Below are 21,298 nucleotides of genomic sequence, written 5' to 3'. Positions count from 1 at the left end.
GGTTGCTCAGCAAGCGGCACGCTGTATCCCTTCCCTTTTGAAGGCCATATATGCGATGCCTCCCCCAACACACAACAGCGTCGCAACCAACGCGGCGATTCCCAGATGCGGCAAGCGCTTTGTCGGCACTGCCAGTTCACCCCGCCGCGGAAAGAGAATGATCTTTCCCGTCGCGCGTGCCGCCTCATACCGTTGCGCCCGAAGCTCCTCAAAGCGCTGCCAGACACGAGTAAGTGCCTGATCATCTTCTATCGGAGCATAATACTCCTCCAAATCGGCGAGAAGCTGCCGCGGGGCTGTCTGCGTCCTTCGATGTACGAGGCTCTCACCCCATTGCCTTCCCCGCTTGTCATTCCTGTACTCACTTCCGTTTCCGGCCATGTGAATTCTCTCCCTCATTTCGTGCATAGAAGGTCCGTAGTTTATCCAGCGTTCGCGAAAGCATCGTGCGGATAGTCCCCTCGCGTTTGTGCAGTGTCGCCGCTATCTCCATATGGTTCAGCCCATATCCAAAGCGGAGCTCAAGCAGTTCCTGCTGCACGCTTGATAGCTTCTGTATATTAAGATGGAGCGAACGGTGCGCCTCCTCACGGAGCGTCACGGCTTCGGGCATCTCTCCTTCATCTTCCGGCATCTCGCTTGCCTGTTCCAGCATCACCAGTAATGGACGCCGAGCCAGCCGCTTCCGCACATCCTTCACTTTGTTCCGCGCCACTGTCCACAACCACGCCCGTTGTTCATCCTCGGTCCTCTCCGCTAGCGTCTGCTCATGTTCCAGAACAGCAACAAATATTTCGAGAAGCACATCCTCCGCATCAGAAATATCAGGCAGATGACGACGGAGATAGGAGAGCAGCCGAGCAGCATAGAGCTGATACAGAACCGCAGGCAACGATGTATCCTGCCCGGTGATACGCTCTTGACTGAATTGATAGGGTCGCATCTCCCTCCTCGGAAAAGTCGTTTGTAGGTGCTTGCATATACTGCAACGACACAGGGCCAAAAGTGTTACATAGTTTTGGCCCTTTTTTTCAACATCGGGAAAATAGTGGGGAATTACCCTGATGCGCGACCTCAAAAAAGCGACAGAAGCATAACAGCCTGGAACGTTTGAAGCGGTCGCACTCTATTCAGCAATTATCAGCAGGTGAGACAAACAAGGAGCGCCTTCCGCAATGCGTTCTTCACACAGAAGAGAGAGCGGCACTTCTCGACATAGATATGCAATGGCTTCATTGCAACTCCCTGACTACGTTTTATATACTAAGGAAAGAGAATATACTGCGTTTTTCCAGGCGCAGATTACACGAAAGGAGTTTCATTTTGTTATGCGTCCAGGCTCTTCGAGTGCCGCGATAGAGCTCCATATTCTACCTCACAAGAAAGGATTCTCTCTATGCGCCGACCACATTGGATAGCGCTTTTCTCCCTGCTGATCTCTGGCCTGCTCTTTGCAGCCTGTGGAGGTTCTACCCAGGGCAACAATAGCACCACCGACCCACAAACGACACCCACCACTCAGGCAACATCCACCGCGCAAGCGACACCGTGGACCACCACGACACCAGGCGCGAATCAGGAGCTATACACGATCGTCGCTCCGCCGACCGAAGCTTCTTATGAGGTTCAGGAACAGTTTCTCGAACAGAACCTGCCCACAACAGCTATTGGAAAAACGAACTCTGTCGAGGGCGGTTTTCTGATCCAGCGCGGGGATAAGCCCATAATCAACGACATGAAGATCACCATTGATCTACGCACGCTTAAGAGCGACCAGGAGCGGAGGGACAACGCGCTACGTCAACGCTGGCTGGAATCGAACACGTATCCCTACGCAACCTTCGTCGCCAAAAATGTCCAGACACTTCCCGCAGGCGCTACTGAAGGGAAAACGCTCACCTTTCCCATTACCGGCGATCTCACGATCAGGAATGTGACACGTCAGGAAACCTTTCAGGTGACGGGGAAATTGGAAGGCGACACCATTACAGGAAAGGCCACCACCAAAATCCTGATGAAGAACTATAACTTTGAGCCGCCGAGCATTGCGGGCTTTCTGACCGTTGAGGACGGCGTCACACTGACGATCAACTTCACCGCGAAGAAAGGCTAAACAGTCAATCAGGGTACCCTGTGACCTGCTGTGCCATCGCGCAGCAGTACCCTCTCCTCCCACTTCCGCGTATGCCTCGCTCCCTCATATTCTTTCATTTTCTCTTCCTGCATAGTATATAGCAAATCGCTCAAATCGCTCTTTCATTTTACTCGCCAGACAAGAAACTGTTCAGGCCTCGCAAAAGGTGAAAGAGAACTGCTTTACCAGTGAATAAAAACTGAGTAGATATATGGATTCAGGAAGCATCACCACATTTTATACTAATAAGGTGTCATGTAGTTTCTATACAGAAGAGAGATGGTGAAAAGGATTTTACCATGTGCAAAAAGCAGAAAACAAGGTTGCTCCTCCTTCTGACAGTCGCTCTCTTGATTGTGGGCGTATCCGTCATTGAACCATCGCGAACGGCCTCTGCCGCCGCACTGGCCACTATCAATGGAGCAAAAAAGTATCAGACCATCGATGGGTTCGGCATTTCTGAGGCATTCGGTGCAGCTTCCGATATGCATGGAGCGAGCGGGCTTTCTCCCGCCAATCAACAGAAAGTGCTTGACCTGCTCTTCAGCCCAACGACAGGCGCGGGGCTGAGCATCCTGCGCAACATTATTCCCTCCGACACCTATCACACCATCTTGCCAACCAGCCCCGGCAGCCCGACGGCACCACCTACCTATAAATGGGATGGCAACGACTGGGGTCAGGTCTGGCTCTCGCAGCAAGCGTTGCAATATGGCGTGAACCAGATCTACGCCGATGCGTGGAGCGCTCCGGGCTTCATGAAAACCAACAACAACGAGTCCAACGGCGGCACGCTATGCGGTGTGCCGAACGCGACCTGCGCAAGTGGCGACTGGCGACAGGCCTACGCGAACTACCTTGTACGCTACATTCAGTATTATCAAAGTGAGGGCATTCCTCTGAGCCATGTGGGCTTTGTAAATGAGCCCGACTTTACCGCCAGCTATTCTAGCATGACTATGTCCCCCGAACAGACAACCAATTTCATCAAGGTCCTGGGCCCTACTTTGAGCAATGCCGGACTCAAAACGAAGATCGTTTGCTGTGAGCCAATGAGCTGGAACACCGAGCAGAGCCATGTCAACGCGATCATGAACGATCAGGCAGCCAGCTCCTATGTAAGCATCTTTTCCGGTCATGGCTATGCCAGTCCCGCTTCAACAGCCCTGCAAAACACTGGCAACAAGCACGTCTGGGAAACCGAATGGTCAACCTTCAACAATTGGGACACTGCCTGGGACAACGGTACAGAGTCCTCGGGATTTACATGGGCGCAACGGATTCATACAGGCCTCACGAATGCTAACCTCAATGCGTTCTTCTTCTGGTGGGGAGCCGCGACAAAGAACGATAACGAGTCTCTTATCTTGCTCAACGGCGATAGCTACTCCATCTCTAGCCGGCTGTGGGCCTTTGCCAATTACAGCCGCTTCATTCGCCCCGGAGCAACGCGCCTTGATGCAACAAGTGACGCTGCTGGCCTGAACCTGAGTGCTTTTCTCAATACCGATGGAACAATTGCTGTCGTTGCTCTCAACACTGCAACCTCTGCTACGTCGGTCTCGTTCTCGCTCCCCAACACAAACATTTCCAATGGAACAGCGACACCGTATCTCACGAATGGCAACAATGGGACAGCACAGCAAACGGCGATTCCTATCAGCAACGGCTCTTTTAGCGCAACCGTTCCCGCCCGCTCGCTTGTGACCTACCAGATCAAAGGGTCATCTCAGCAACCCACACCAACCCCCTCAATCACGCCAACACCATCGCAGACGCCAACCGTTACCCCATCGCCAACCGCGCCCCCTTCACCTGTGCAGGTTTCCTATCAGGTTGTCAACCAGTGGCCCGGTGGCTTCACAGCCAGCATCCAGATCACGAACAATGGCACAAGCACTATTCAGAACTGGAAGTTGCAATTCACCTTCCCGGGCTCTCAGAAAATCACCAACCTCTGGAATGGACAGGTCACCCAATCAGGCAATCAGGTGACGATTACCAATGCCAGTTACAATGCAACGATTGCGCCAGGTTCGTCCGTTACCATTGGCTTCAACGGTACATGGACAACAGATAATCCCGCTCCGAACTCGTTCATCTTTAACGGCATACCTGTCTCCTGAGAGCAGAAGCCAGGCAAAGAGAAGGCGACAGCGAGTGTATCTTGCTGTCGCCTTTGCTCATGTGGCAGTTCAAATCCCCTTCTCGGGTCTTTCGGCTTTTTGACTGCCGGGGTTCTAGCTCCGCTTCAGAAGCCAGTTGCCAGGCCGGTTTGCGGGAACCTCTGTTTTTTGCCTCATTTTGCAGGGAAAAAAGGCGCCTTTTTGGGTTGGAAATGTGTGACCGGGCTTCTGGAACCGTGCGGATACCTCTGCACGAGATCACGGGAGCTCCAGGTCCCCGCAGAATGTGTCATCATGTGCCAGAGACAAGCCGTTCTCCCGAAAAATATCCTCGATACCAATTAATGTACAAAATGGCCGAATGCAAGAGCTACGAGCCGCATTGAGATGCTTCCCTGTGCGCTCACAATCCAGGGGAATGCAAGTATCCACATCGACGCTTTTTCGACTTTCGCGTAAAGCATTTTGCGGACGTCTTCAAGCGACTCCCCGACTTCAGAACAGATTGCTCAAGGAGGGATTGCTTGAGCGAGAGCCAGGTGCAGGAGAAGCCTGAAAACGGGCTTCCTTTGTCGCGCCGCCTATTCTTCCCAGAAGCGAGCCTTGGGGAATTCAGCATATTCCTTCCATCTTCGCCTGATAAAAGTCCAGGTGGTGCCGCTCTTTTCATCTCATTCCCTGATATCCCGAAGCCCGATTCCTACACCTCTTCACTCCGGCGATGGGCTTTCCTCTCTGACGCGAAAGTTCACCGGGAGAGCGACAAGATTCCGCAGCGATGATCCCTTCGTTCCCGGTACGATAGAAGAGCAAAATGCAAGAAGTTTCTGCTATTTACACCAGCTATACTGGAATAGCAGAACCGGCTATCCCGGTCTGTAGCACACAACCTATAGGCCATTCACATCAGGAGAACAAGGAAGCCGTACCTACTCCATCCAGACATCTTTTACCCGAAATGTGAGAAAGGTGAGGTCGATGCCAGAGCACTCAAATGAGACCCAGATTCGCACACTGGTCGAAAACTGGGCAAGCGCCATTCGAGCACAAGACAGGGAAGGTATGCGAACCTGCCATACTGATGATATCGTGCTTTTTGATGTTATTCCTCCACTACAGATCCAGGGAGTAGAAGCTTATCAACAGCAGTGGGAACTCTTCTTTGATGCTGACCCCGGAGGCCCGGGATCGTTTGAACCCATTGATCTGCATATTCTTGCTGGCGAAGATGTAGCTTTTGCCCACACCCTGCTTCGAGTTGCTAATAGCACGGCGCGTCTCACGCTTGGTTTCCGTAAGGTGAACGGTACATGGCTGATTGCCCATGAGCACCATTCTTTTCCCTGGGAATAAGTACGACTCTATCATATGGGCATAGTTCAGAAGGCTTCATATCTGCCTGACCCACGCTTTGAGCTGGTGAATCTCCTTGTGGGATACGAGGACAATCAGCATTCAACGACATTCTCTGCTTTATACCGCATTTGCTTCTCTGCTACGGTTCAAGGAGGCATTGAACAACTTATGTATGCATAGCATGTCTTGCAGCATATTGAGATAGAATTATCTCGCAAAGATAGCACAATAGCTATTTTTTGTTACAATCACTTCACATCTACACAAAACCAACACGCAGAAAGCGCTCGTTCGCGGCAGGGTTTCAGCCACTTACTCACTGTTACATCACAGAAAGATATTTCGTATCTTCTTTCGATGCTGGTAGCACGGGGCCTTTAAGTAGCTTTCTGGCAAAGGAGTTCGTCAGCATTCCTGGAACTTCCCTGTCAATTTGTTTGGGCCCCTTGCCAGCAGCGCCAGGAAGCACATTCACGATCTCAGGATGAGAGCATCTCAGCTCACAGGAGTCTTTTATGAAAACAGCTCTCAAGAGCCGTGTCGAACAGCTTGATCCTCAGATTGTTGCTTTTCTTACCGGTCTGGAGTCCCAGGGAGGCCCGCCACTCTACACCCTTTCGTCCACTGAGGCCCGAAATGTCTTGCTCTCCTTACAGCGCTCTGTCTCACCTCCGCTGCCTGCGGTAGATGTGGAGCAGCGAACCCTTCCTTGTGAACCAACTGGCACCGTCTCTTTACAAATCATTCGTCCACAAGGAGCACAGGGTGCCCTGCCCGGCGTCATCTACTTTCATGGTGGCGGGTGGGTCCTCGGCGATATTGAAACGCATCGTCATCTTGTCAGCCACATCGCTACCAGAGCTCAGGCAACCGTGCTCTTTGTCGACTATAATCGCTCTCCTGAGGCCCAATATCCGACTGCCATTGAACAGGCATATGCGGCTACCAAATGGATTGCCGAGAATAGATCGGCAGTAGGCGTCGATAACTCGCATCTGGCAGTTGCAGGCGATAGTGCCGGGGGGAATATGGCCACTGTCACCTGTCTGCTAGCTAAAGAGCGTGGGGGGCCTCACATTGATTTCCAGGTTCTTTGTTACCCGGTCACCGATGCTCGCTTTGACACGTCCTCCTATCAGCAATTTGGGGATGATGGCTATTGGCTCACACGACAGGCCATGATCTGGTTCTGGGACAGTTATGCTCCCTCATCACAACGGAACGAGATCACCGCCTCTCCCCTCCGCGCCTCTCTGGAGCAATTACGCGGTCTGCCTCCCGCATTGGTTACCACCAATGAGAACGACGTCCTTCGCGATGAGGGAGAGGCTTACGCGCACAAGCTCATGCAGGCTGGAGTGCCTGTCATCGCCACCCGTTATCTCGGGGCCATTCATGATCTCTTGCTGCTTCATCCAATTGTTCGCACGCCTGTCGCACTTGCAGCTCTTGAGCAGGTATGCGACACATTGCGCACCATCTTTGCACAACCATCTCAGGCCTAAGCCAGTCTCAGGCCCATCACCACATCTCTCCCCGATGGTGATGGGCTCCTTCCTTATGGAACCGGGGCATCTTCTATTTCCCCTTTCCTGCTTGCAGAAGCTGTCATTATCGGGCCACGATGAGCAGGAAGAAGAGGGCACAGCCTGACCCGTTGTTCCCTCTTCCACACCTCAGCACTGAAAAACCGACTTTGCCAGAGACATACGGAGATCAAGCGCCACCGCTCACACGGACCACTTCACCATTGATCTGCTGATTGCGGCCCGAGGCCAGGAAAACCACCAGTGACGCCACATCCTCCGGTTCAGCGAAGCGGCGCGTGGGAACCTGCTGGACCGCATATCCTAGAATTTCCTCTGGCATCGAGTTCCTGGTGCGTTGTGTCAACACAACTCCGGGCATGACAATATTGGTCAGAATATTCAATGGCCCTACCTCGTGAGCGAGCGTTTGCGCCAGACCGTGGAGACCGGCTTTAGAAGAGGCATAAGCCGCCATTCCAGGGATTCCATTCTCCACAACCGTTGAGGAAATGTACACAATTCGTCCCCACTGCTGTGTTCGCATTCCGGGAAGCACGTATTGAGTCGTCAGATAGGCGCCCTCTAATCCTGTCCGAATCGCGGGTCGCCAGCGTGCGGGCTCAACAGTTTCAAACAGTGGATCTGACGCATCATTTGTCGTTTTTGTCCCATCAATGGCAAGCATATCCGCTGCATTATGAACCAGGATATCGATCGTTCCCCACTGCTCGTTGATCTGCCGTATTGCCTGATATATCGAGTCATCATCGCCTAAATCATAATGCACAACCAGTGCTTTACCTCCGGCTTCCCTGACGCTTGCTGCCGTTTGCTCCGCCCCTTCTCTATTCTTCTGATACGTCACGGCTACCTGCGCCCCCTCTTGTCCAAACGCAATCGCGGTCGCTCTTCCTATCCCTGCGGAACTGCCGGTGACCAGTACTGTTCTCTGTTGTAGCTGTAAATCCATGTGTAATCTCCTTTTTTCTCCAAAGCATGCACTTTATCAGGTTATGGAATGAAACAACAAGCTGAATTACCAGGGAAGTGATCCATTTTCATCAAAAAATCCGCCCGTCGGTCCATCATCAGCTATGGTCGCGAAATGCACCGCCACCCGCGCAGCCTGCTGTGGCGTCCGAGATCCCCGGGGGTTCCTGGCAGTTGCTGTAGGTCCTGGATCAACGGCGTTCACCTTTATTCCTGTGTGCTCTAATTCTTTGGCAAGAAAAAGGGTGAGCGCATTGACTGTCGTCTTTGATGAAGCAAGGGACACTGGAAACGCTTGCAAGATTTCAGGAGGCACCTGACTCATTCGGCTGAGCGAGGCCATCCCACTTGATATGTTGACAATGCGTCCAGCGCTGGAACGACGCAACAACGGGAGCATCGCCTGAGTTACAGCAAGCAGTCCAAATACGTTGGTTTCATACAGAGCGCGTACCTCTTCAAGAGGAACGTCACTCGCGGGTCTCCATGTTGAAGGAGCAATAGCCGCGTTGTTGACCAGGATATCAAGCCTGCCATACGTTTCCGAAAGCCAACGCGCTGCATTTTCGATGCTCTGCTGAGCGGTCACATCCAGATACAGGGCAGAAGCAAGCAGACCATCAGCGTTGAGCCCCCTCGCGGCCTCTTCTCCTCGGGCGTTATTGCGTGCTCCGATCAGAACCGTGATCCCCTGTTCTCCAAGTTGACGGGCAATTTCCAGACCGATGCCTTGATTGGCTCCTGTGACGAGCGCAATCTTCTTTGACTGAGAAGACATTGCTGAGAGATCCTTTCATCAGTACCCGGAACCGGGGAGTCAGCCGCTCGTGGAAGAGTCCCACGTTAGCGGCTGTGACTCTCTGGTGTATGCCTTTTTTTCAGGCAGTGATACAGGTATTACTGTCTCGGCGGCATCTGCATGATGCGGGTGTTTTGGAGAGCCGCAAAGAGCCATTTCCCCTGCTCTTTGACCGCAATGGCCGTCTCCATCGTGGCGCGATCCGGGGCCAGCTCGGTCTGTCCGGGAAGCAGCGTATTGCCCAGGACATGAAGCAGTGCGACATCAGGGCGCAGAAAACGAATACTGGTAATAGTTGCTACGAGTTGGCTTCCCTTGAGGAATGTTTGAAACATGTGCTGGTGCGAAGCGCTAATCGCGTGCCTTCCCTGCGTGTTGGTGCCGGTGACATCGACATAGCTTGCATCTTCGGTGAAGACAGCTCCGTACGCCTGCCCATCTCCGTTGTTCCATGCATCGATAAGCTGCTGATACAGTGAACGAATTGCCTGCTCGTCAATTGTTGCGACGTTTTCCATTGTGTGTTTCTCTCTTTCTCTATCTCTGTTCTCAGAAGTGGATGGACACGTTGTCGCGTCCTTCTGAGAACAAGTATAGAAAGAGAGAGGGTGATTCAACATCAACCTGTGGGAGTATCGTTGTGGGTGATTCAGAAGGGTGAAAGCCCGGCTCCATATCCGGAGGAATCAGAGCAACCGGTATTGATGAGCGATATCACAGGCCTCCTGACGCGTATTCACCCCTAGCTTGCGGTAGATGCTTCTTATCTGTGTCTTGATCGTATTCAGAGAGACCACCAGCTCGCGGGCAATCTCTGGATTAGAGCGCCTCTGCACCAACAGGCGAAGGACACGTAGCTCCTGTGGAGAAAGCAGCTCAACGAAGGAGTTCTGCGCGGAATGTGGCTCCTCTTGTCTCCGGGGGCGCCCGAAAGCGAGCAGCAACTTGCGCCCATAGGCAACAAGCGCTGTTTCACGGATCGAGGATAGTGCCGTTTTCAAGAGATTCTCCATCGCCTCCCCTTCATCCAGGAAGAGCCGTTGATAGTCCTCCGGTTGCGCCAGTGCCAATGCTTCTTTCAGCGTAAGCGTGGCCCGAGAGATGTCTTTCTGCTTGAAGTGGGCCAGCGCCTCAAGCAGCAGGATTTCCAGCAGGCTACGCCCGCGCCCCTGAGCCTCCGCTGTCGCTTTCCAGGGGGCAAGCAGGTGAAGCGCATCATTGCCCTTCCCTTGAGCGAGCTGAAAACGAATGAACAGAAGCGCCTCCTCTTCACGCCGTATGAAGGGAAGGTCATCATTCTGTTGCATATAGGTAACAGACCAGTGCTCTACGGGACTCAGGTTGCCCAGGGCCAGTTCAATTCTGGCCTGACAGGCACGAACTTCGCGCAGGAACTGCCGCGAATGAACCAGAGCCTCGCATTCCGCAAGCGCCTCCAGGGCTTGCTGTGTTTCTCCACGCGCATAACAGAGACGCGCCAGGAGCAGTATACCGCCTGCCAGCAGGTGAACCTCTTCTGCCGGGGATCTACCCAGTTCTCCCGCCTTTTGCAAGTACTGGCTTGTTGCATCCAGATCATTCCACTCATAGGAGAGCTGCGCAAGGCCATAGAGGGCCTGCCGCTCGTAGAAGCTTTCTTTTACCCCCGTCTCTCTGGTCAGTTGGAGTTGAACGAGATCCTGGCGCTCGGCTCCTCGAACAAGGACCTGCGAATAATAGCGAGCAGCCTGATGCAGCTCACCTTTGCCAAAACTGGCTTCTGCTAACGCGAGCGTTGCCATCAATGTGGCAGGCAGCGATTCCACCTCTTCACAGAGCAGGCGAGCCTGTAAAGCTGTCTCTCTGGCCTTGATGACCTGACCGGAAAGTGCTTCTTCCAGTGCGATCAGGGTAAGCGTGGGAGCACGCCATTGACGATCCTCTTTGGGGAGCAAAGTCAGCGCCAGCCGGGCCAGGTGGAATGCATGCAGGAAATCGCCATGAAAGAAGCTTAAATGCGCACGCAGTACCAGTGCAGCCCCACGCTTGTTCTGATTCGAGGTCCCCTCAAGTCCTTGCTCGGCTATCTGGAGCGGCCTTTGCATGCTCTGGCGGGTCTGGGACGCGCTGCGGTCGGACGTGAAGTACAGCGCCATCGCGTACACCAGACTGAGATTCGGGTGAGTGCGCAACAGTTCTTCCGGGAGGCGGGCCAGCCAGCGGCGCAGAGTATGATACTCGTTACGCCAGCTTTGCGGGAGCAGAAAGCGCTCGATCAGCCCGGCAGCGTGTTCAAATGCTTCGGCCTTCAAAGCGGCCTCGATCGCATCAGAAAGAAAGCCTCGTTGCTCATACCACTGACTCGCTTTGAGAGAAACGTCCCGCAAGACCGTCTCTCCTAGCTGCTTACGCGCCTCGGCATACATCGCTTCAGCAAAAAGAGCATGATAGCGATACCACTGTCTCCCCATATCCAGCGTGGTCAGAAACAGTCCTGCTCGCTCGATCGCGGTCAGCAATGTCTCGCTCTCCTGCCTCTCCAGCACTTCATCACAGAGGGAGCCAGTCAGACGGCTGAGCATGCTGGTCTGTAGCAGGAAGCGCTGCACCGATTCCGGTTGCGAGATAAGGACCTCATTCACGAAATAGTCCAGCAGTAAGTTTTGATGGCCCGCCAGATCGGTCAGGTGGCGCTCAATCTCCTGCGGATTGGCGTGTCCCTGCAAGGTGAGCAGGAGCAGACGCAGCCCCACAGGCCAGCCCTCCAGGTGGGCAGTGAGACGCTGAACCATCTGCTCAGAGAGAGGACGCGTCAATTCTTGCTCCAGAAAAACAGCCGTTTCCTCGGGAGAAAAGCGCAAATCGAGGGCCTTGATTTTCTGGATACCGCCTCTGGCATGCCAGCGTGCAAGTGAGAGCGGGGGATCACTGCGACTGATCACAATCAGATGCAGGGAAGAGGGCAGGTGTTCAATGAAGAAGGTCAGAGACGTATGAATATCCGGTTCATTGATCACATGATAGTCATCCAGGATCAGCAGGTACTCACCCGGGAGATTATCCAGTTCATTCAGCCAGTGTGTCAAGAGCGTGATGAGCGATGGCTGCTGCGAGCCAGCAAGTTGGGCAAGAGCGGTGAGGCCAAGATCAGGCTGAAAGCTCTGACAGGCCGTAAGCACATAGCGCCAGAATTGCACCGGATCAGTATCCTCTGGCTCCAGTGAAACCCAGGCGACAGCCGGGAAATGCGGGTCTGCCATGCGCAAAGCGACCCATTGTCCAACCAATGTCGTCTTGCCAAAACCTGCCGGCGCCTGAAGCAAGGTCAATTGATGGCGCCGTCCCACATCGAGTTGGTCAAGCAACCGTGAGCGCTCGATGATCGAGGGTGGCAGCTTTGGCGGGCGAAGCCTGGAGGTGAGCAGTGGCATACCTGGAACGGGCTCAGCCTGTGCACGGTGTGAAGCCGCGGCTTTTCTATCGTCACGTGGAGTTGCCCGGGGTGTTTTCTGCTTTGGAGAGGGCTGGAAGGACTGAGCGATCTGTTCTAAGCGAGCAATCGTCACAGCAGCAGTACGTCCCACATAGCGCTTGGAGCTCTTCTGAGGAGTGTAGTGATAGGCATACCAGTAGCTTTCACCCCGTGCTCTGGGCTCCTTGAGGAGGCTGAGGCGGCCATACTGCCCCTGAAAAGAGAATGAGGTCTGATCGGCAAGCCAACCTCTCCATGCTTCCTCATCATCTCGGGTAAAATGCAGACTGAGTTGGCCATGAGTAAAGAGGTCATAGGTATCGCCTGTCCCTGACCAGAGGAGCACATAGATGGATGGTTTGGGCATAGCACTGACCTTTCAATTGATTTCACCCCCAACACTATTTCACCCCCAACAGTGGTGATTATAGCATAGAGCGCATCAACGAAACAGTACCTGATTGTTAGAAAAGGACATGCCTCTCAAGAAATCAAGCGATCTGACCAGCACTATACCTTTCAGCCTCTCTGTCCTACCTCCTCAATACATGCACCTCTCTTACAAGCAAGACCCTGTCAGCCCTACCCGGCAACAAAACCGGGTCCCCGCTGAGATGAAGTGAGAGGGACGCTTCAGAGCATCAAAGAAGCGCTGCCTCCGTTTTTTGTCAGGTATGCGCTTCTTGTTGATGTTTCATCCATTCTCTTTACGATCGGCCCGTAGTGGTTCCCAGATTGTAATGTCCCGTTCCTGCTCCAGGAGAGTGGGAAGCGCCTCATGCCAGGCCTGACGATAGGGGCGCAGCAATTGGACCCCTATGACGTCCTCATGGCTCTCCCAGGTTTCATAGAGCATGAAGCGATTATCTGACGCCGGATCGTGATGCAGAACCGCCTCATGGAACATGGGCTCGCTGCGCATGGCGTCAAGCACTCCATTGAGCAATTCGAGAAATTGTGCGCGCCGTTCAGGCACGACGTGAAATATAATAACATACGTTACTGGCATACAGCTATTCCTCCGGAGTTTGCCGTGTATCGGTCAGGCCCCTTTCGGGCTTTGCTACCGGCCACGGCGTCACTGTACAATACGATGAAGAAGATCGTGTGCGGCGCGATACTCGACATCCGCCACGTTGCAGCCAATCTCGGAACGGTCTGCACAATTGATGGGGAAGGCAGGTCAATTCATTGATTATTCGCTGCACAGGTGCGTTCCATCATCTTCGAGTAGAGGACGATATGTCGTCCTCTTGCCCAAAGCTCAGCCTTAGAACTGATAATCGAAACGAATCCGACCATCATCGCTCAACAGCAGGAAGTCGAACCCGGATGCGACCGCTGCACCGCCGCCAGCCGGCACCATTTCCCAGGTGAACTTCACAGCATCGTGATGACTTTCCACCTCGCTGGATAGCCTGAAAACAAAGCCTCCCTTTTTCACAAACTCTTCATACGCTTCCGCAATCCGCTCTTCCAGAGCGTCGTAACCCGAACACGCCCGTTGCGAGTAGATATGTGCGCCATCCTCTACCCAGAGTTCAGCAATAGCTTTGCGACGAAGTTCGGCATCAGATTCATTCCAGACAGCAACATAGCGGTTCACAAGCTGATTACTCATGATCAAAATCCTTCCTTATATAAAAACAATGTGTGGTCCACCACAGACAGAACGAAGAGCAGCCCTGCCCGATACACGGCATGTGCCGAGCGCTTCTTCCGTCTCAATGTGGCTTCCATATTCTTGAGTGTACTCCGTAAAAGTGGTAGAATTGACCCTCATTAAAAGATTTTTTTCCGAGGAGAAAAAAAAATGGTGTAGTTTCTCATCAGGGCATCTGGTACACAATTGGCTACTGTCACCTGCGACAGGCACAGCGCCTCTTTCGTCTGGACCGTATCGAGCAGATCGAGCGCACCGACAATCCATTTACTCCGCCAACAAACTTCCATGCGCTTGAAGCGGTACACCAGGCACTGGCATCAGTTCCGCGTACATGGCAGGTAGAAGTATTGCTCCAGACAACGCTGGAACAGGCACTACGGCTGACGCGTTATCCAGAGGCCGTGTTTGAAGAAAGGCAAAACGGGGTCATCTTGCGCATTGATGTCGAGGATCTGGAATGGGCGGCTCGTTTCCTTGCCGGCCTGGGCATCCCGCTGGTCATCCATCACCCTCCCGAGTTGCGGGAGGCGCTCCGTCAATATGGGCTCTCCCTGATCAGCTACGCAGAGCGTCTCGAAACCGAAGAGCCAGCGCAAGAGCAGTGACATGCGTCCTTTCTCCTGCAATACGCGCTCTCTGGGTCGCGCCACCAACGCCCCTCATCCAGTTCTCCATTGAACGCCCTTTCCCTCCCTTTTCTTTACTTCCACTTCCGCATTGCTTATAATAGCAAAAACGGGAAAAGACGGAAATGATGTATCCGCTTCCTTCAAATTCTGGAGCAGGGCATGAATGGACAGAGTGACTTCTTTTCAGGACGCCAGATCGGCAATTATCGAATTATAGCGCCACTGGCACAGGGTGGCTTCGGCATGGTCTACCAGGGCCAGCATATCTATCTTACCCGGCGTGTTGTTGCGATCAAAATCATGAGGCAGACGTTAGGGGAAAGCGAGCAGGCACAGTTTTTACGCGAAGCCGAACTGCTCGAACGCTTGCAGCACCCCCATATTCTCACTGTCCTTGATGCCGGCTTTTTTCAGGGTCAGCCCTACATGATTACGCCGCTGATGACCGGGGGCTCTCTTCGTCAGCGGCTCAAGCACCCGCTTTCGCCCACGCAGGCCCTTCAATATATCAGACAGATCGGGCAAGCGCTCTACTATGCGCATCAGCAGAAGATGATTCACCGTGACCTCAAGCCCGAAAACATCTTTCTTGCCGACGAAGAAACCGCTCTTCTGGCCGACTTTGGCATTGCCTCGCTCCTCAGCACACAGAGCTATGTTGCCACGAGTATTGCAGGTACTCCTGCCTATATGGCCCCGGAACAATTCCGGGGAGAGGTCAGTCCGCAAAGCGATCAATATGCTCTGGCCTGTATACTCTATGAACTGCTCACGGGACGAAAGGTCTTTGAGGCCACTGACTTCATCTCATTGGGCTTCAAGCACACAACCGAGCCACCAACACCCCCACGCACACTCAATACTACTATTCCGCTGCATCTTGAACAGGCCATCCTGAAAGCGCTGGCGAAGAATCGTCATGACCGTTTTGCGCATATAGCAGCCTTCCTTGCGGCGCTCGAACAGCCAGAACCAACCATCCAGATTCAACCCGCAGACAGCGTGTATCCGGTCGCTGCTTCCCCGAAGGACGACCCCGCCTTCAAAGCAGGCGAGCACCTGTACGCCGAAGAAGAATATGCAGAGGCGCTCCAGGCCTTTGCGCAGGTTCTTAGCCGTCACCCTCGCTTCCCCGATGCATGGATTGGCAAAGGGAAAACACTTCAGGAACTTGAGCGATACGAGGAAGCACTGAACGCCTTTGATAAAGCGCTTCTCTTCGATCCTGAGCATGCTTCCGCCTGGTTCCACAAAGGACTACTTTTCGCCGAACTAAAGCGGTTTGAAGAGGCAGTACACGCGTATAATGCGGCTCTTCGTCTTCACCCTTCTGACGCACTCTGCTGGTATCATAAAGCCAATGCGCTGTTTTATATGGATCGCTTTGAGGAGGCGCTTCGGTCTGCTGAAGAGGCGCTTCGGTTCAATCCAGATCACGCCCTGTCCTGGAATACCAGGGGCAGCGTTCTCTACTGTCTACAGCGCTATGAAGAAGCGATCGCCGCCTATGAGGAAGCCATCCGCCTCAAGCCATCCTATTCTTACGCCTGGAATGGCAAAGGGCAGGCGCTGAACAAGCTCGGACGCTACGAAGCGGCTCTTCAAGCCTATGAGGAAGCCATTCGCCTTAAACCATCCTACACCTATGCCTGGAACGGCAAAGGAGAGGTTCTTTTCTCTCTGAATCGCTATGAAGAGGCCCTTCAGGCGTGTGCAGAAACGCTTCGCCTCGATCCCGCTCAGGCCTCAATCTGGAATATCAAGGGCGACGCCTTCCTTGCTTTAGAGCGCTATGAAGAGGCTCTTCAGGCCTACAACGAAACGCTTCGCCTCGATCCCCGAAACGCCACTGTCTGGCATCGAAAGGGGCTTCTCCTGCTCAATCTACAGCGCTATGAAGAGGCCCTTCAGGCTTACAACGAAACGCTTCGCCTCGATCCCCAGAACGCCACTGTCTGGCAACAGAAAGGGCTTTTTCTCCTCAAGTTGCGCCAGTATGGGGAAGCTCTTCAAGCATACAACGAAGCGCTCCGTCTCAATCCGCACGCAGCCTCAGCCTGGTATCAGAAAGGCTTGCTATTCGTCCAGATCAACAGGATTGAAGAGGCAAAAACGGCTTTTGAGCAGGCCCTTCAGCTTCAGCCAGACCATGTAAACGCGCGGATGAGCCTCGATGCCCTTCTGTCATAAGCAAGAGCGCACTCACGCAGCACATCCGCCTTTCCAGTGTCATCTGCAACATGAGTGCGCCCGCAAAGACCTCTACCACGACATCAAAAGAAGAACAAGGTCAGTCGCACCAATTGCCAGCACCAGATTCAGGAACGCCCGGACATGCTGACCGGCCAGAATCTTCTGACTTCTCGAAAGCAAGCTGATATACAACCCGATAAGCAGGAGAGCCAGCAGAATAAGACCAAACGTCACGGGCCAATGCCAGCGCAAAAAGACAGCATCAATATCGCCTCCAGCCATTTTCACCCCTCCCATGACCAGTACACTGATCCCGAGAAGCAGGCCCGTCATGATCCCCTCACGCCCAACCTGGGTACGGACACGCGGTATCATAAATCCCATCATCCGAATCAACAGGTAGCTGATCCCCATCAAGCAAAAGTTAACCGGGTACAGCAGGGTGAGCCCGAACGGCGCCAGGCCTGTCAACAGATGCATCACAAGGGCACTTGTCGCAACGACACCGCAAACCAGGACCAGACCTCGAAAGACAGGGAAAACACTTCTCCAGAAACGAGGTTGCGTCTCCTGGGCCCATGCAGATGCCAGCACCGTGGGATTCTTCCCAACAACCGCTTCAAGGGACTTGCCATCCTGGACGGCCTCCTCTAAATGCTGTCTTAATTCAGCCGACATCTCGCGAATTCTTGCCTGTTCAACTCCACGCAACTCCCAATACGTGACACACGCCTCAATAAGAGAGGAAATTTGTTGTTGTGTCATGTGATCCATCTTCTGCATGACTTTCTTCTCCTTGCAAAATGCCAGTCACCGCTTGAACAAAGGTTTCCCATTCAGCTCGCCACTGACGCAACTGGCGAGCTCCTTCCGGTAAAAGACGATAATACTTTCTTTTCGGCCCCTCAGGTGATGCCACCAGATAGCCTTCAATATACTTAAGGTGTTGTAAGCGACTCAGTAAGGGATAGATACTTCCCTCGCTAACCAGATCAAGTCCCTGTTGGGCAAGTTGTTGAACCATCTCATATCCATAACAGGGCCGTCTGGCAATGAGAGCCAGCAAACACATATCCAGCGTCCCCTTAAGCAATTGTGTTGATCGCTTTTCCACACTTTCCCTCAGTTCACTCACTATCTTGCACTACAAGTTAGTAAAAGTATACCACAGCACTATCTTGTTTTGCAAGATAGTGTACAGCGAAAAAAGAGAAGCTGGCGGTTCTTGCTCACAAAGCAGGCATTTTCGGAGTGGAGCACCCGGAATGGCCCTCATCCCTCCCTTTTGCACCTATGAATGGTATCGGTCGGCGAGGAGCAATCCAGAGAACGGGAGACTACGGAGCATACTCGGCGTTCAGATCCCCCAACTCGATATGACCCTATGGACAGCGTCAGCCTGAGAGCATAGCAGTGCATCTTCTCAGATATAGCAACAATCCATATCATCCAAATTCAGGAATAAGTTTGTCCTCATCTCCCTGTACAATGAGGGAGAAAAGGACAGCGACACAAGCGTTTCTGACAGCTTCAGACAGGGAGAGATAGAATACATATGAGTTCAAGAACAGATAGCCCGGACAAGACGCTTTCTTATCCTATCATCACCTGCGAAACACAGCACGATTGGAAGATGTGGCTCGAAAAGCATCATCATGCCGTCAAAGGGGTATGGCTCAAACTCGCGAAGAAATCAACCGGTATCCCATCTGTCACACGCGAAGAGGCTTTAGATGAGGCTCTCTGCTATGGCTGGATTGACGGTCAGGCCAAACCATATGACGCATGCTATTGGCTACAAAAGTTTACACCCCGGACGCGCCGCAGCACCTGGTCAAAACGCAATCGGGACAAGGTTGAGGCTTTACAGGCCGCCGGTAGAATGCAACCTGAAGGCATCAGGCAGGTAGAACTCGCGAAGGCAGACGGACGCTGGCAAGCCGCCTATGATCGCCCCAGTGAGGCTACCGTGCCAGAAGACTTTCAGCGCGAACTGGACAAAAATCCGCAAGCCCTGGACTTCTTTTCCACTCTCAATAGCAGGAATCGCTATGCCATCCTGTTCCGCATTCAAACAGCGAAGAAAGCCGAAACGCGAGCCGCTCGCATCCGCACCTATGTTGACATGTTGGCTCGCAATGAAAAGCTCTATCCTTAATAAGTCTCGTTTCAAGAAAACTGGCATCCCTAACAGACCGAGAAGAGGCAACGCAGCAGAAGAGCGCCTCTTCTCAACCGGTATGCTATGCGAAAGAGGACCATGACAGGATACAAAAGTCAGCAGGCTCAATGTCGAATGGAGAGAAACCGTTTCAGGTACGCGGCCTGCTGAGGCAACTGATCGGCAAAGCGAAGAGTATCCCCGTTTGGCAACCATCATCCCCCCTCTAGCGATAGCAAGCATATCCGCAGTGCACCCTCTTCACAATGCAAGACCAAAAAGAAACAGGCAGTTTTACAACCAGCCCCGGTCAGAAGCTCTCAAGAAATGTTACATGAAAATGAGGTATCCAAAAATGTTACAGAGGTTGCTTAGCTTGTTTTAATATACAAAAAGCAGGCACTTTTTACGCTTGGTCCGAAGCCAAAGGGACAGCAGTCCCTCAGTATCATAAATACGGAAGAGTTCAACGACCATCTACGCCACCATTATAACGCAACTGTCGGGACACATGGACCAGTACAGGGAAGTGATTGGCCATATCCGTCCGCTTGCAGGCGTGATTTGCCTCTACAACATGATCGAAAAAGATCATATACTTTCTTCTATAGCAGTGGAATCGAAAGGAGCAAACGGTGAAGGCATCTCACGAGAGGACACAGAACGTCTTCTTCTTGCTGGTACCCGGCGTGCATCTGCTGGATATGGCAGGACCCGCCCAGGTCTTTGATGCAGCGCGGGCACTTGGGGCCCCATATCGGCTCTTTTTCTGTGGCACAAGCACAGAGGTACGTAGTGCGCAGGGTGTGGTGTTCTCGCAGCTTGCCTCGCTCCCGCCGTGCCACGAGGACGATCTGATCATCATTCCGGGGATGCGGAGGCTGGATTTCCGCTTTCCCCTGTTGAATGATGAAGCCCGCTCCTGGCTTCAGCGGGCCGCATATCTGGGAGTACAGATTGCTTCTGTGTGTACCGGCGCCTTTGCCCTAGGGGAGGCTGGTTTGTTGAACGGGCGTCGTTGTACCACGCATTGGCGAAGAGTAGAGCAGCTTCAACAGCTCTATCCTGAAGCGCATGTGCTTGACGCTGTCTTGTTTGTGCGCGCTGGCCCGATTGTAACCAGTGCAGGCATTGCTTCGGGCATTGACATGGCGCTCGCATTGCTTGAACACTCCCGAGGGCCCGTTTTCGCGGCCCAGGTTGCCCGTGAACTGGTTGTCTATATGCGGCGAAATAGCATGCATGCACAGACGAGCGTCTATCTGGCGTATCGCTCGCATTTGCATTCCGATATCCATCGCGTGCAGGAATACCTGCTAGAGCATCCAGCGGAAAGTATCTCATTGAAGCAACTGGCTGCTATCGCCCGGCTGAGCGTGCGCAGCCTGACGCGCGCCTTTAAAGAGGCTACCGGCATTACGCTGATCCAGTATCAACAACAATTGCGGATGGAGCTTGCAGCAACCTATTTGCAGGCCACTGATTCCACTGTTGAGGAGGTCGCAACGAAGTGTGGCTTTGAAGATGTGCGTCACTTTCGGCGTCTGTGGCGCAGGCAATTCGGCGCTCCTCCCTCGCTTTCCCGACAGTTGTATAGAACGGAGAAGAAAGACTATGACGAGAAACGTCGCCATTCTGCTTTTTGAGCAAGTTGAGCTGCTTGACTTTACCGGTCCCTTTGATGTCTTCGCAGTTGCCGGAAATAATCAGGATGCACCTTTCCAGGTCTACACGATCGCAGAAGAGGCTCGCCCGATCATAACGCGGTATGGTGTGAGCGTGAACCCCGCCTTTACGCTCGAAAACTGCCCTACTCCTGATATTCTGGTGGTTCCCGGTGGAAATGGTGCACAAGCTGTCTTAGAGAACCCCCGGCTGCTTGCATGGATTCGTGAGCAGCATGAGCGTGTCGAGTTGCTTCTGTCGGTCTGCACGGGAGCGCTCGTACTGGCAAAAGCTGGCCTGCTGAAGGGACTGAGCGCAACAACCCACCATAGCTTAATTGAGAAGCTTAGAGAGCTTGCCCCTGAGACAACGATCTTTCCCGAAAAGCGCTATGTGGATAACGGTAAGATTGTCCTCTCTGCCGGGGTATCAGCGGGCATCGATATGGCGCTCTATGTGGTCGCTCGTCTGCTCGGCGAAGAGAAGGCGCAGGAGACGGCGCGGCAGATGCAGTACGATCACTGGCAGGGACCAATCTTCTAACGAAGACCTGGGAGCGACATTTCTTCTATCGCTCCCATATCCCTTGATCCATACAC

Annotated in this window: 21 protein-coding genes and 1 pseudogene; 11 read left to right on the top strand and 11 right to left on the bottom strand. The window is 53.2% G+C overall.

What is annotated here, in order from left to right:
* Positions 1-6: 6 nt before the first annotated feature.
* Both KTH_RS13305 and KTH_RS13300 read right to left on the bottom strand, forming a co-directional pair.
* The gene (locus KTH_RS13305; RefSeq protein ID WP_497619251.1) at positions 7-381 is read right to left on the bottom strand and encodes a hypothetical protein; all 375 of its coding nucleotides are present in this window, start codon (positions 379-381) and stop codon (positions 7-9) included.
* A complete protein-coding gene (locus KTH_RS13300; protein WP_497619249.1) occupies positions 362-943 on the bottom strand; it encodes an RNA polymerase sigma factor in 582 nt (193 codons plus the stop codon). The genes KTH_RS13305 and KTH_RS13300 overlap by 20 nt, the downstream gene beginning before the upstream one ends.
* Positions 944-1,396: 453 nt before the next feature.
* Between KTH_RS13300 and KTH_RS13295 the strand changes: the two genes are divergently transcribed.
* From KTH_RS13295 to KTH_RS13275, 5 genes are all read left to right on the top strand, one after another.
* Positions 1,397-2,113, top strand: a complete 717-nt coding sequence (locus KTH_RS13295) for a YceI family protein (protein ID WP_497619247.1) — start codon at positions 1,397-1,399, stop codon at positions 2,111-2,113.
* A gap of 320 nt (positions 2,114-2,433) precedes the next feature.
* Positions 2,434-4,260 carry a cellulose binding domain-containing protein gene (locus tag KTH_RS13290; protein WP_111324002.1) on the top strand — a complete coding sequence of 609 codons (1,827 nt, stop codon included), beginning with the start codon at positions 2,434-2,436 and terminating at the stop codon, positions 4,258-4,260.
* A gap of 524 nt (positions 4,261-4,784) precedes the next feature.
* On the top strand, positions 4,785-5,042 hold the full coding sequence (locus KTH_RS13285) for a hypothetical protein (RefSeq protein ID WP_497619244.1): 258 nt from the start codon (positions 4,785-4,787) through the stop codon (positions 5,040-5,042).
* 196 nt (positions 5,043-5,238) lie between these two features.
* Positions 5,239-5,613: a YybH family protein gene (locus tag KTH_RS13280; protein WP_497619242.1), complete on the top strand. Its 375-nt coding sequence runs from the start codon at positions 5,239-5,241 to the stop codon at positions 5,611-5,613.
* 518 nt (positions 5,614-6,131) lie between these two features.
* On the top strand, positions 6,132-7,121 hold the full coding sequence (locus KTH_RS13275; RefSeq protein WP_497619240.1) for an alpha/beta hydrolase: 990 nt from the start codon (positions 6,132-6,134) through the stop codon (positions 7,119-7,121).
* Between the two features lie 211 nt (positions 7,122-7,332).
* Here the strand turns inward: KTH_RS13275 and KTH_RS13270 are convergent, their stop codons facing one another.
* From KTH_RS13270 to KTH_RS13245, 6 genes are all read right to left on the bottom strand, one after another.
* The gene (locus tag KTH_RS13270) at positions 7,333-8,115 is read right to left on the bottom strand and encodes an SDR family NAD(P)-dependent oxidoreductase (protein WP_497619238.1); all 783 of its coding nucleotides are present in this window, start codon (positions 8,113-8,115) and stop codon (positions 7,333-7,335) included.
* A 66-nt stretch (positions 8,116-8,181) separates the two neighbouring features.
* Positions 8,182-8,913 carry an SDR family oxidoreductase gene (locus tag KTH_RS13265; RefSeq protein WP_497619236.1) on the bottom strand — a complete coding sequence of 244 codons (732 nt, stop codon included), beginning with the start codon at positions 8,911-8,913 and terminating at the stop codon, positions 8,182-8,184.
* 119 nt (positions 8,914-9,032) lie between these two features.
* Entirely contained in the window at positions 9,033-9,452 is a 420-nt protein-coding gene (locus tag KTH_RS13260) for an SgcJ/EcaC family oxidoreductase (protein ID WP_497619234.1), read from the bottom strand.
* A 168-nt stretch (positions 9,453-9,620) separates the two neighbouring features.
* Positions 9,621-12,752, bottom strand: coding sequence for a winged helix-turn-helix domain-containing protein (locus KTH_RS13255; RefSeq protein WP_497619232.1), 3,132 nt, complete (start codon positions 12,750-12,752; stop codon positions 9,621-9,623).
* A gap of 327 nt (positions 12,753-13,079) precedes the next feature.
* Positions 13,080-13,394, bottom strand: a complete 315-nt coding sequence (locus KTH_RS13250) for a putative quinol monooxygenase (protein ID WP_497619230.1) — start codon at positions 13,392-13,394, stop codon at positions 13,080-13,082.
* A 261-nt stretch (positions 13,395-13,655) separates the two neighbouring features.
* Positions 13,656-14,006, bottom strand: a complete 351-nt coding sequence (locus KTH_RS13245) for a nuclear transport factor 2 family protein (RefSeq protein ID WP_497619228.1) — start codon at positions 14,004-14,006, stop codon at positions 13,656-13,658.
* Positions 14,007-14,212: 206 nt separating this feature from the next.
* On the opposite strand from KTH_RS13245, the pseudogene KTH_RS13240 reads away from it, so the two are divergent.
* The 3 genes and pseudogenes from KTH_RS13240 to KTH_RS13230 all read left to right on the top strand — a co-directional run.
* A pseudogene (locus KTH_RS13240) lies at positions 14,213-14,287 on the top strand (WYL domain-containing protein); the annotation flags it as partial.
* Entirely contained in the window at positions 14,276-14,656 is a 381-nt protein-coding gene (locus KTH_RS13235) for a WYL domain-containing protein (RefSeq protein ID WP_497623236.1), read from the top strand. The pseudogene KTH_RS13240 and the gene KTH_RS13235, both read left to right, overlap by 12 nt.
* Positions 14,657-14,839: 183 nt before the next feature.
* Positions 14,840-16,870 (top strand): tetratricopeptide repeat protein, encoded by a 2,031-nt coding sequence (locus KTH_RS13230; RefSeq protein WP_497619226.1) that lies wholly within the window; start codon positions 14,840-14,842, stop codon positions 16,868-16,870.
* Positions 16,871-16,942: 72 nt separating this feature from the next.
* Here the strand turns inward: KTH_RS13230 and KTH_RS13225 are convergent, their stop codons facing one another.
* Positions 16,943-17,638: a hypothetical protein gene (locus KTH_RS13225; protein WP_497619224.1), complete on the bottom strand. Its 696-nt coding sequence runs from the start codon at positions 17,636-17,638 to the stop codon at positions 16,943-16,945.
* Positions 17,607-17,987: a PadR family transcriptional regulator gene (locus KTH_RS13220; RefSeq protein ID WP_497619221.1), complete on the bottom strand. Its 381-nt coding sequence runs from the start codon at positions 17,985-17,987 to the stop codon at positions 17,607-17,609. Before KTH_RS13220 ends, KTH_RS13225 begins: the two co-directional genes overlap by 32 nt.
* 441 nt (positions 17,988-18,428) lie before the next feature.
* Here KTH_RS13220 and KTH_RS13215 point away from each other — a divergent pair, with 441 nt between their 5' ends.
* Entirely contained in the window at positions 18,429-19,031 is a 603-nt protein-coding gene (locus KTH_RS13215; protein ID WP_497619219.1) for a YdeI/OmpD-associated family protein, read from the top strand.
* A 469-nt stretch (positions 19,032-19,500) separates the two neighbouring features.
* On the opposite strand, the gene KTH_RS13210 is transcribed toward KTH_RS13215, so the two are convergent.
* Positions 19,501-19,629, bottom strand: a complete 129-nt coding sequence (locus KTH_RS13210; RefSeq protein WP_497619217.1) for a hypothetical protein — start codon at positions 19,627-19,629, stop codon at positions 19,501-19,503.
* A gap of 40 nt (positions 19,630-19,669) precedes the next feature.
* Here KTH_RS13210 and KTH_RS13205 point away from each other — a divergent pair, with 40 nt between their 5' ends.
* Together KTH_RS13205 and KTH_RS13200 are read left to right on the top strand one after the other, a co-directional pair.
* Entirely contained in the window at positions 19,670-20,680 is a 1,011-nt protein-coding gene (locus tag KTH_RS13205; RefSeq protein WP_497619215.1) for a GlxA family transcriptional regulator, read from the top strand.
* Entirely contained in the window at positions 20,649-21,242 is a 594-nt protein-coding gene (locus KTH_RS13200) for a DJ-1/PfpI family protein (RefSeq protein WP_497619213.1), read from the top strand. Before KTH_RS13205 ends, KTH_RS13200 begins: the two co-directional genes overlap by 32 nt.
* Positions 21,243-21,298: the final 56 nt, after the last annotated feature.

This window comes from Thermosporothrix sp. COM3 (assembly GCF_059696735.1).
The sequence above is the reverse complement of the archived record's forward strand: the minus strand, read 5'-3'. Positions and strand labels throughout refer to the sequence as shown.

Coding starts and splice junctions, on each gene's coding strand:
- KTH_RS13210 (WP_497619217.1), bottom strand. CDS start 19,629: ATGATCTTTTTCGATCATGTTGTAGAGGCAAATCACGCCTGCAAGCGG.
- KTH_RS13265 (WP_497619236.1), bottom strand. CDS start 8,913: ATGTCTTCTCAGTCAAAGAAGATTGCGCTCGTCACAGGAGCCAATCAA.
- KTH_RS13295 (WP_497619247.1), top strand. CDS start 1,397: ATGCGCCGACCACATTGGATAGCGCTTTTCTCCCTGCTGATCTCTGGC.
- KTH_RS13230 (WP_497619226.1), top strand. CDS start 14,840: ATGAATGGACAGAGTGACTTCTTTTCAGGACGCCAGATCGGCAATTAT.
- KTH_RS13290 (WP_111324002.1), top strand. CDS start 2,434: ATGTGCAAAAAGCAGAAAACAAGGTTGCTCCTCCTTCTGACAGTCGCT.
- KTH_RS13255 (WP_497619232.1), bottom strand. CDS start 12,752: ATGCCCAAACCATCCATCTATGTGCTCCTCTGGTCAGGGACAGGCGAT.
- KTH_RS13250 (WP_497619230.1), bottom strand. CDS start 13,394: ATGCCAGTAACGTATGTTATTATATTTCACGTCGTGCCTGAACGGCGC.
- KTH_RS13225 (WP_497619224.1), bottom strand. CDS start 17,638: ATGACACAACAACAAATTTCCTCTCTTATTGAGGCGTGTGTCACGTAT.
- KTH_RS13275 (WP_497619240.1), top strand. CDS start 6,132: ATGAAAACAGCTCTCAAGAGCCGTGTCGAACAGCTTGATCCTCAGATT.
- KTH_RS13215 (WP_497619219.1), top strand. CDS start 18,429: ATGAGTTCAAGAACAGATAGCCCGGACAAGACGCTTTCTTATCCTATC.
- KTH_RS13305 (WP_497619251.1), bottom strand. CDS start 381: ATGGCCGGAAACGGAAGTGAGTACAGGAATGACAAGCGGGGAAGGCAA.
- KTH_RS13270 (WP_497619238.1), bottom strand. CDS start 8,115: ATGGATTTACAGCTACAACAGAGAACAGTACTGGTCACCGGCAGTTCC.
- KTH_RS13300 (WP_497619249.1), bottom strand. CDS start 943: ATGCGACCCTATCAATTCAGTCAAGAGCGTATCACCGGGCAGGATACA.
- KTH_RS13245 (WP_497619228.1), bottom strand. CDS start 14,006: ATGAGTAATCAGCTTGTGAACCGCTATGTTGCTGTCTGGAATGAATCT.
- KTH_RS13200 (WP_497619213.1), top strand. CDS start 20,649: ATGACGAGAAACGTCGCCATTCTGCTTTTTGAGCAAGTTGAGCTGCTT.
- KTH_RS13280 (WP_497619242.1), top strand. CDS start 5,239: ATGCCAGAGCACTCAAATGAGACCCAGATTCGCACACTGGTCGAAAAC.
- KTH_RS13260 (WP_497619234.1), bottom strand. CDS start 9,452: ATGGAAAACGTCGCAACAATTGACGAGCAGGCAATTCGTTCACTGTAT.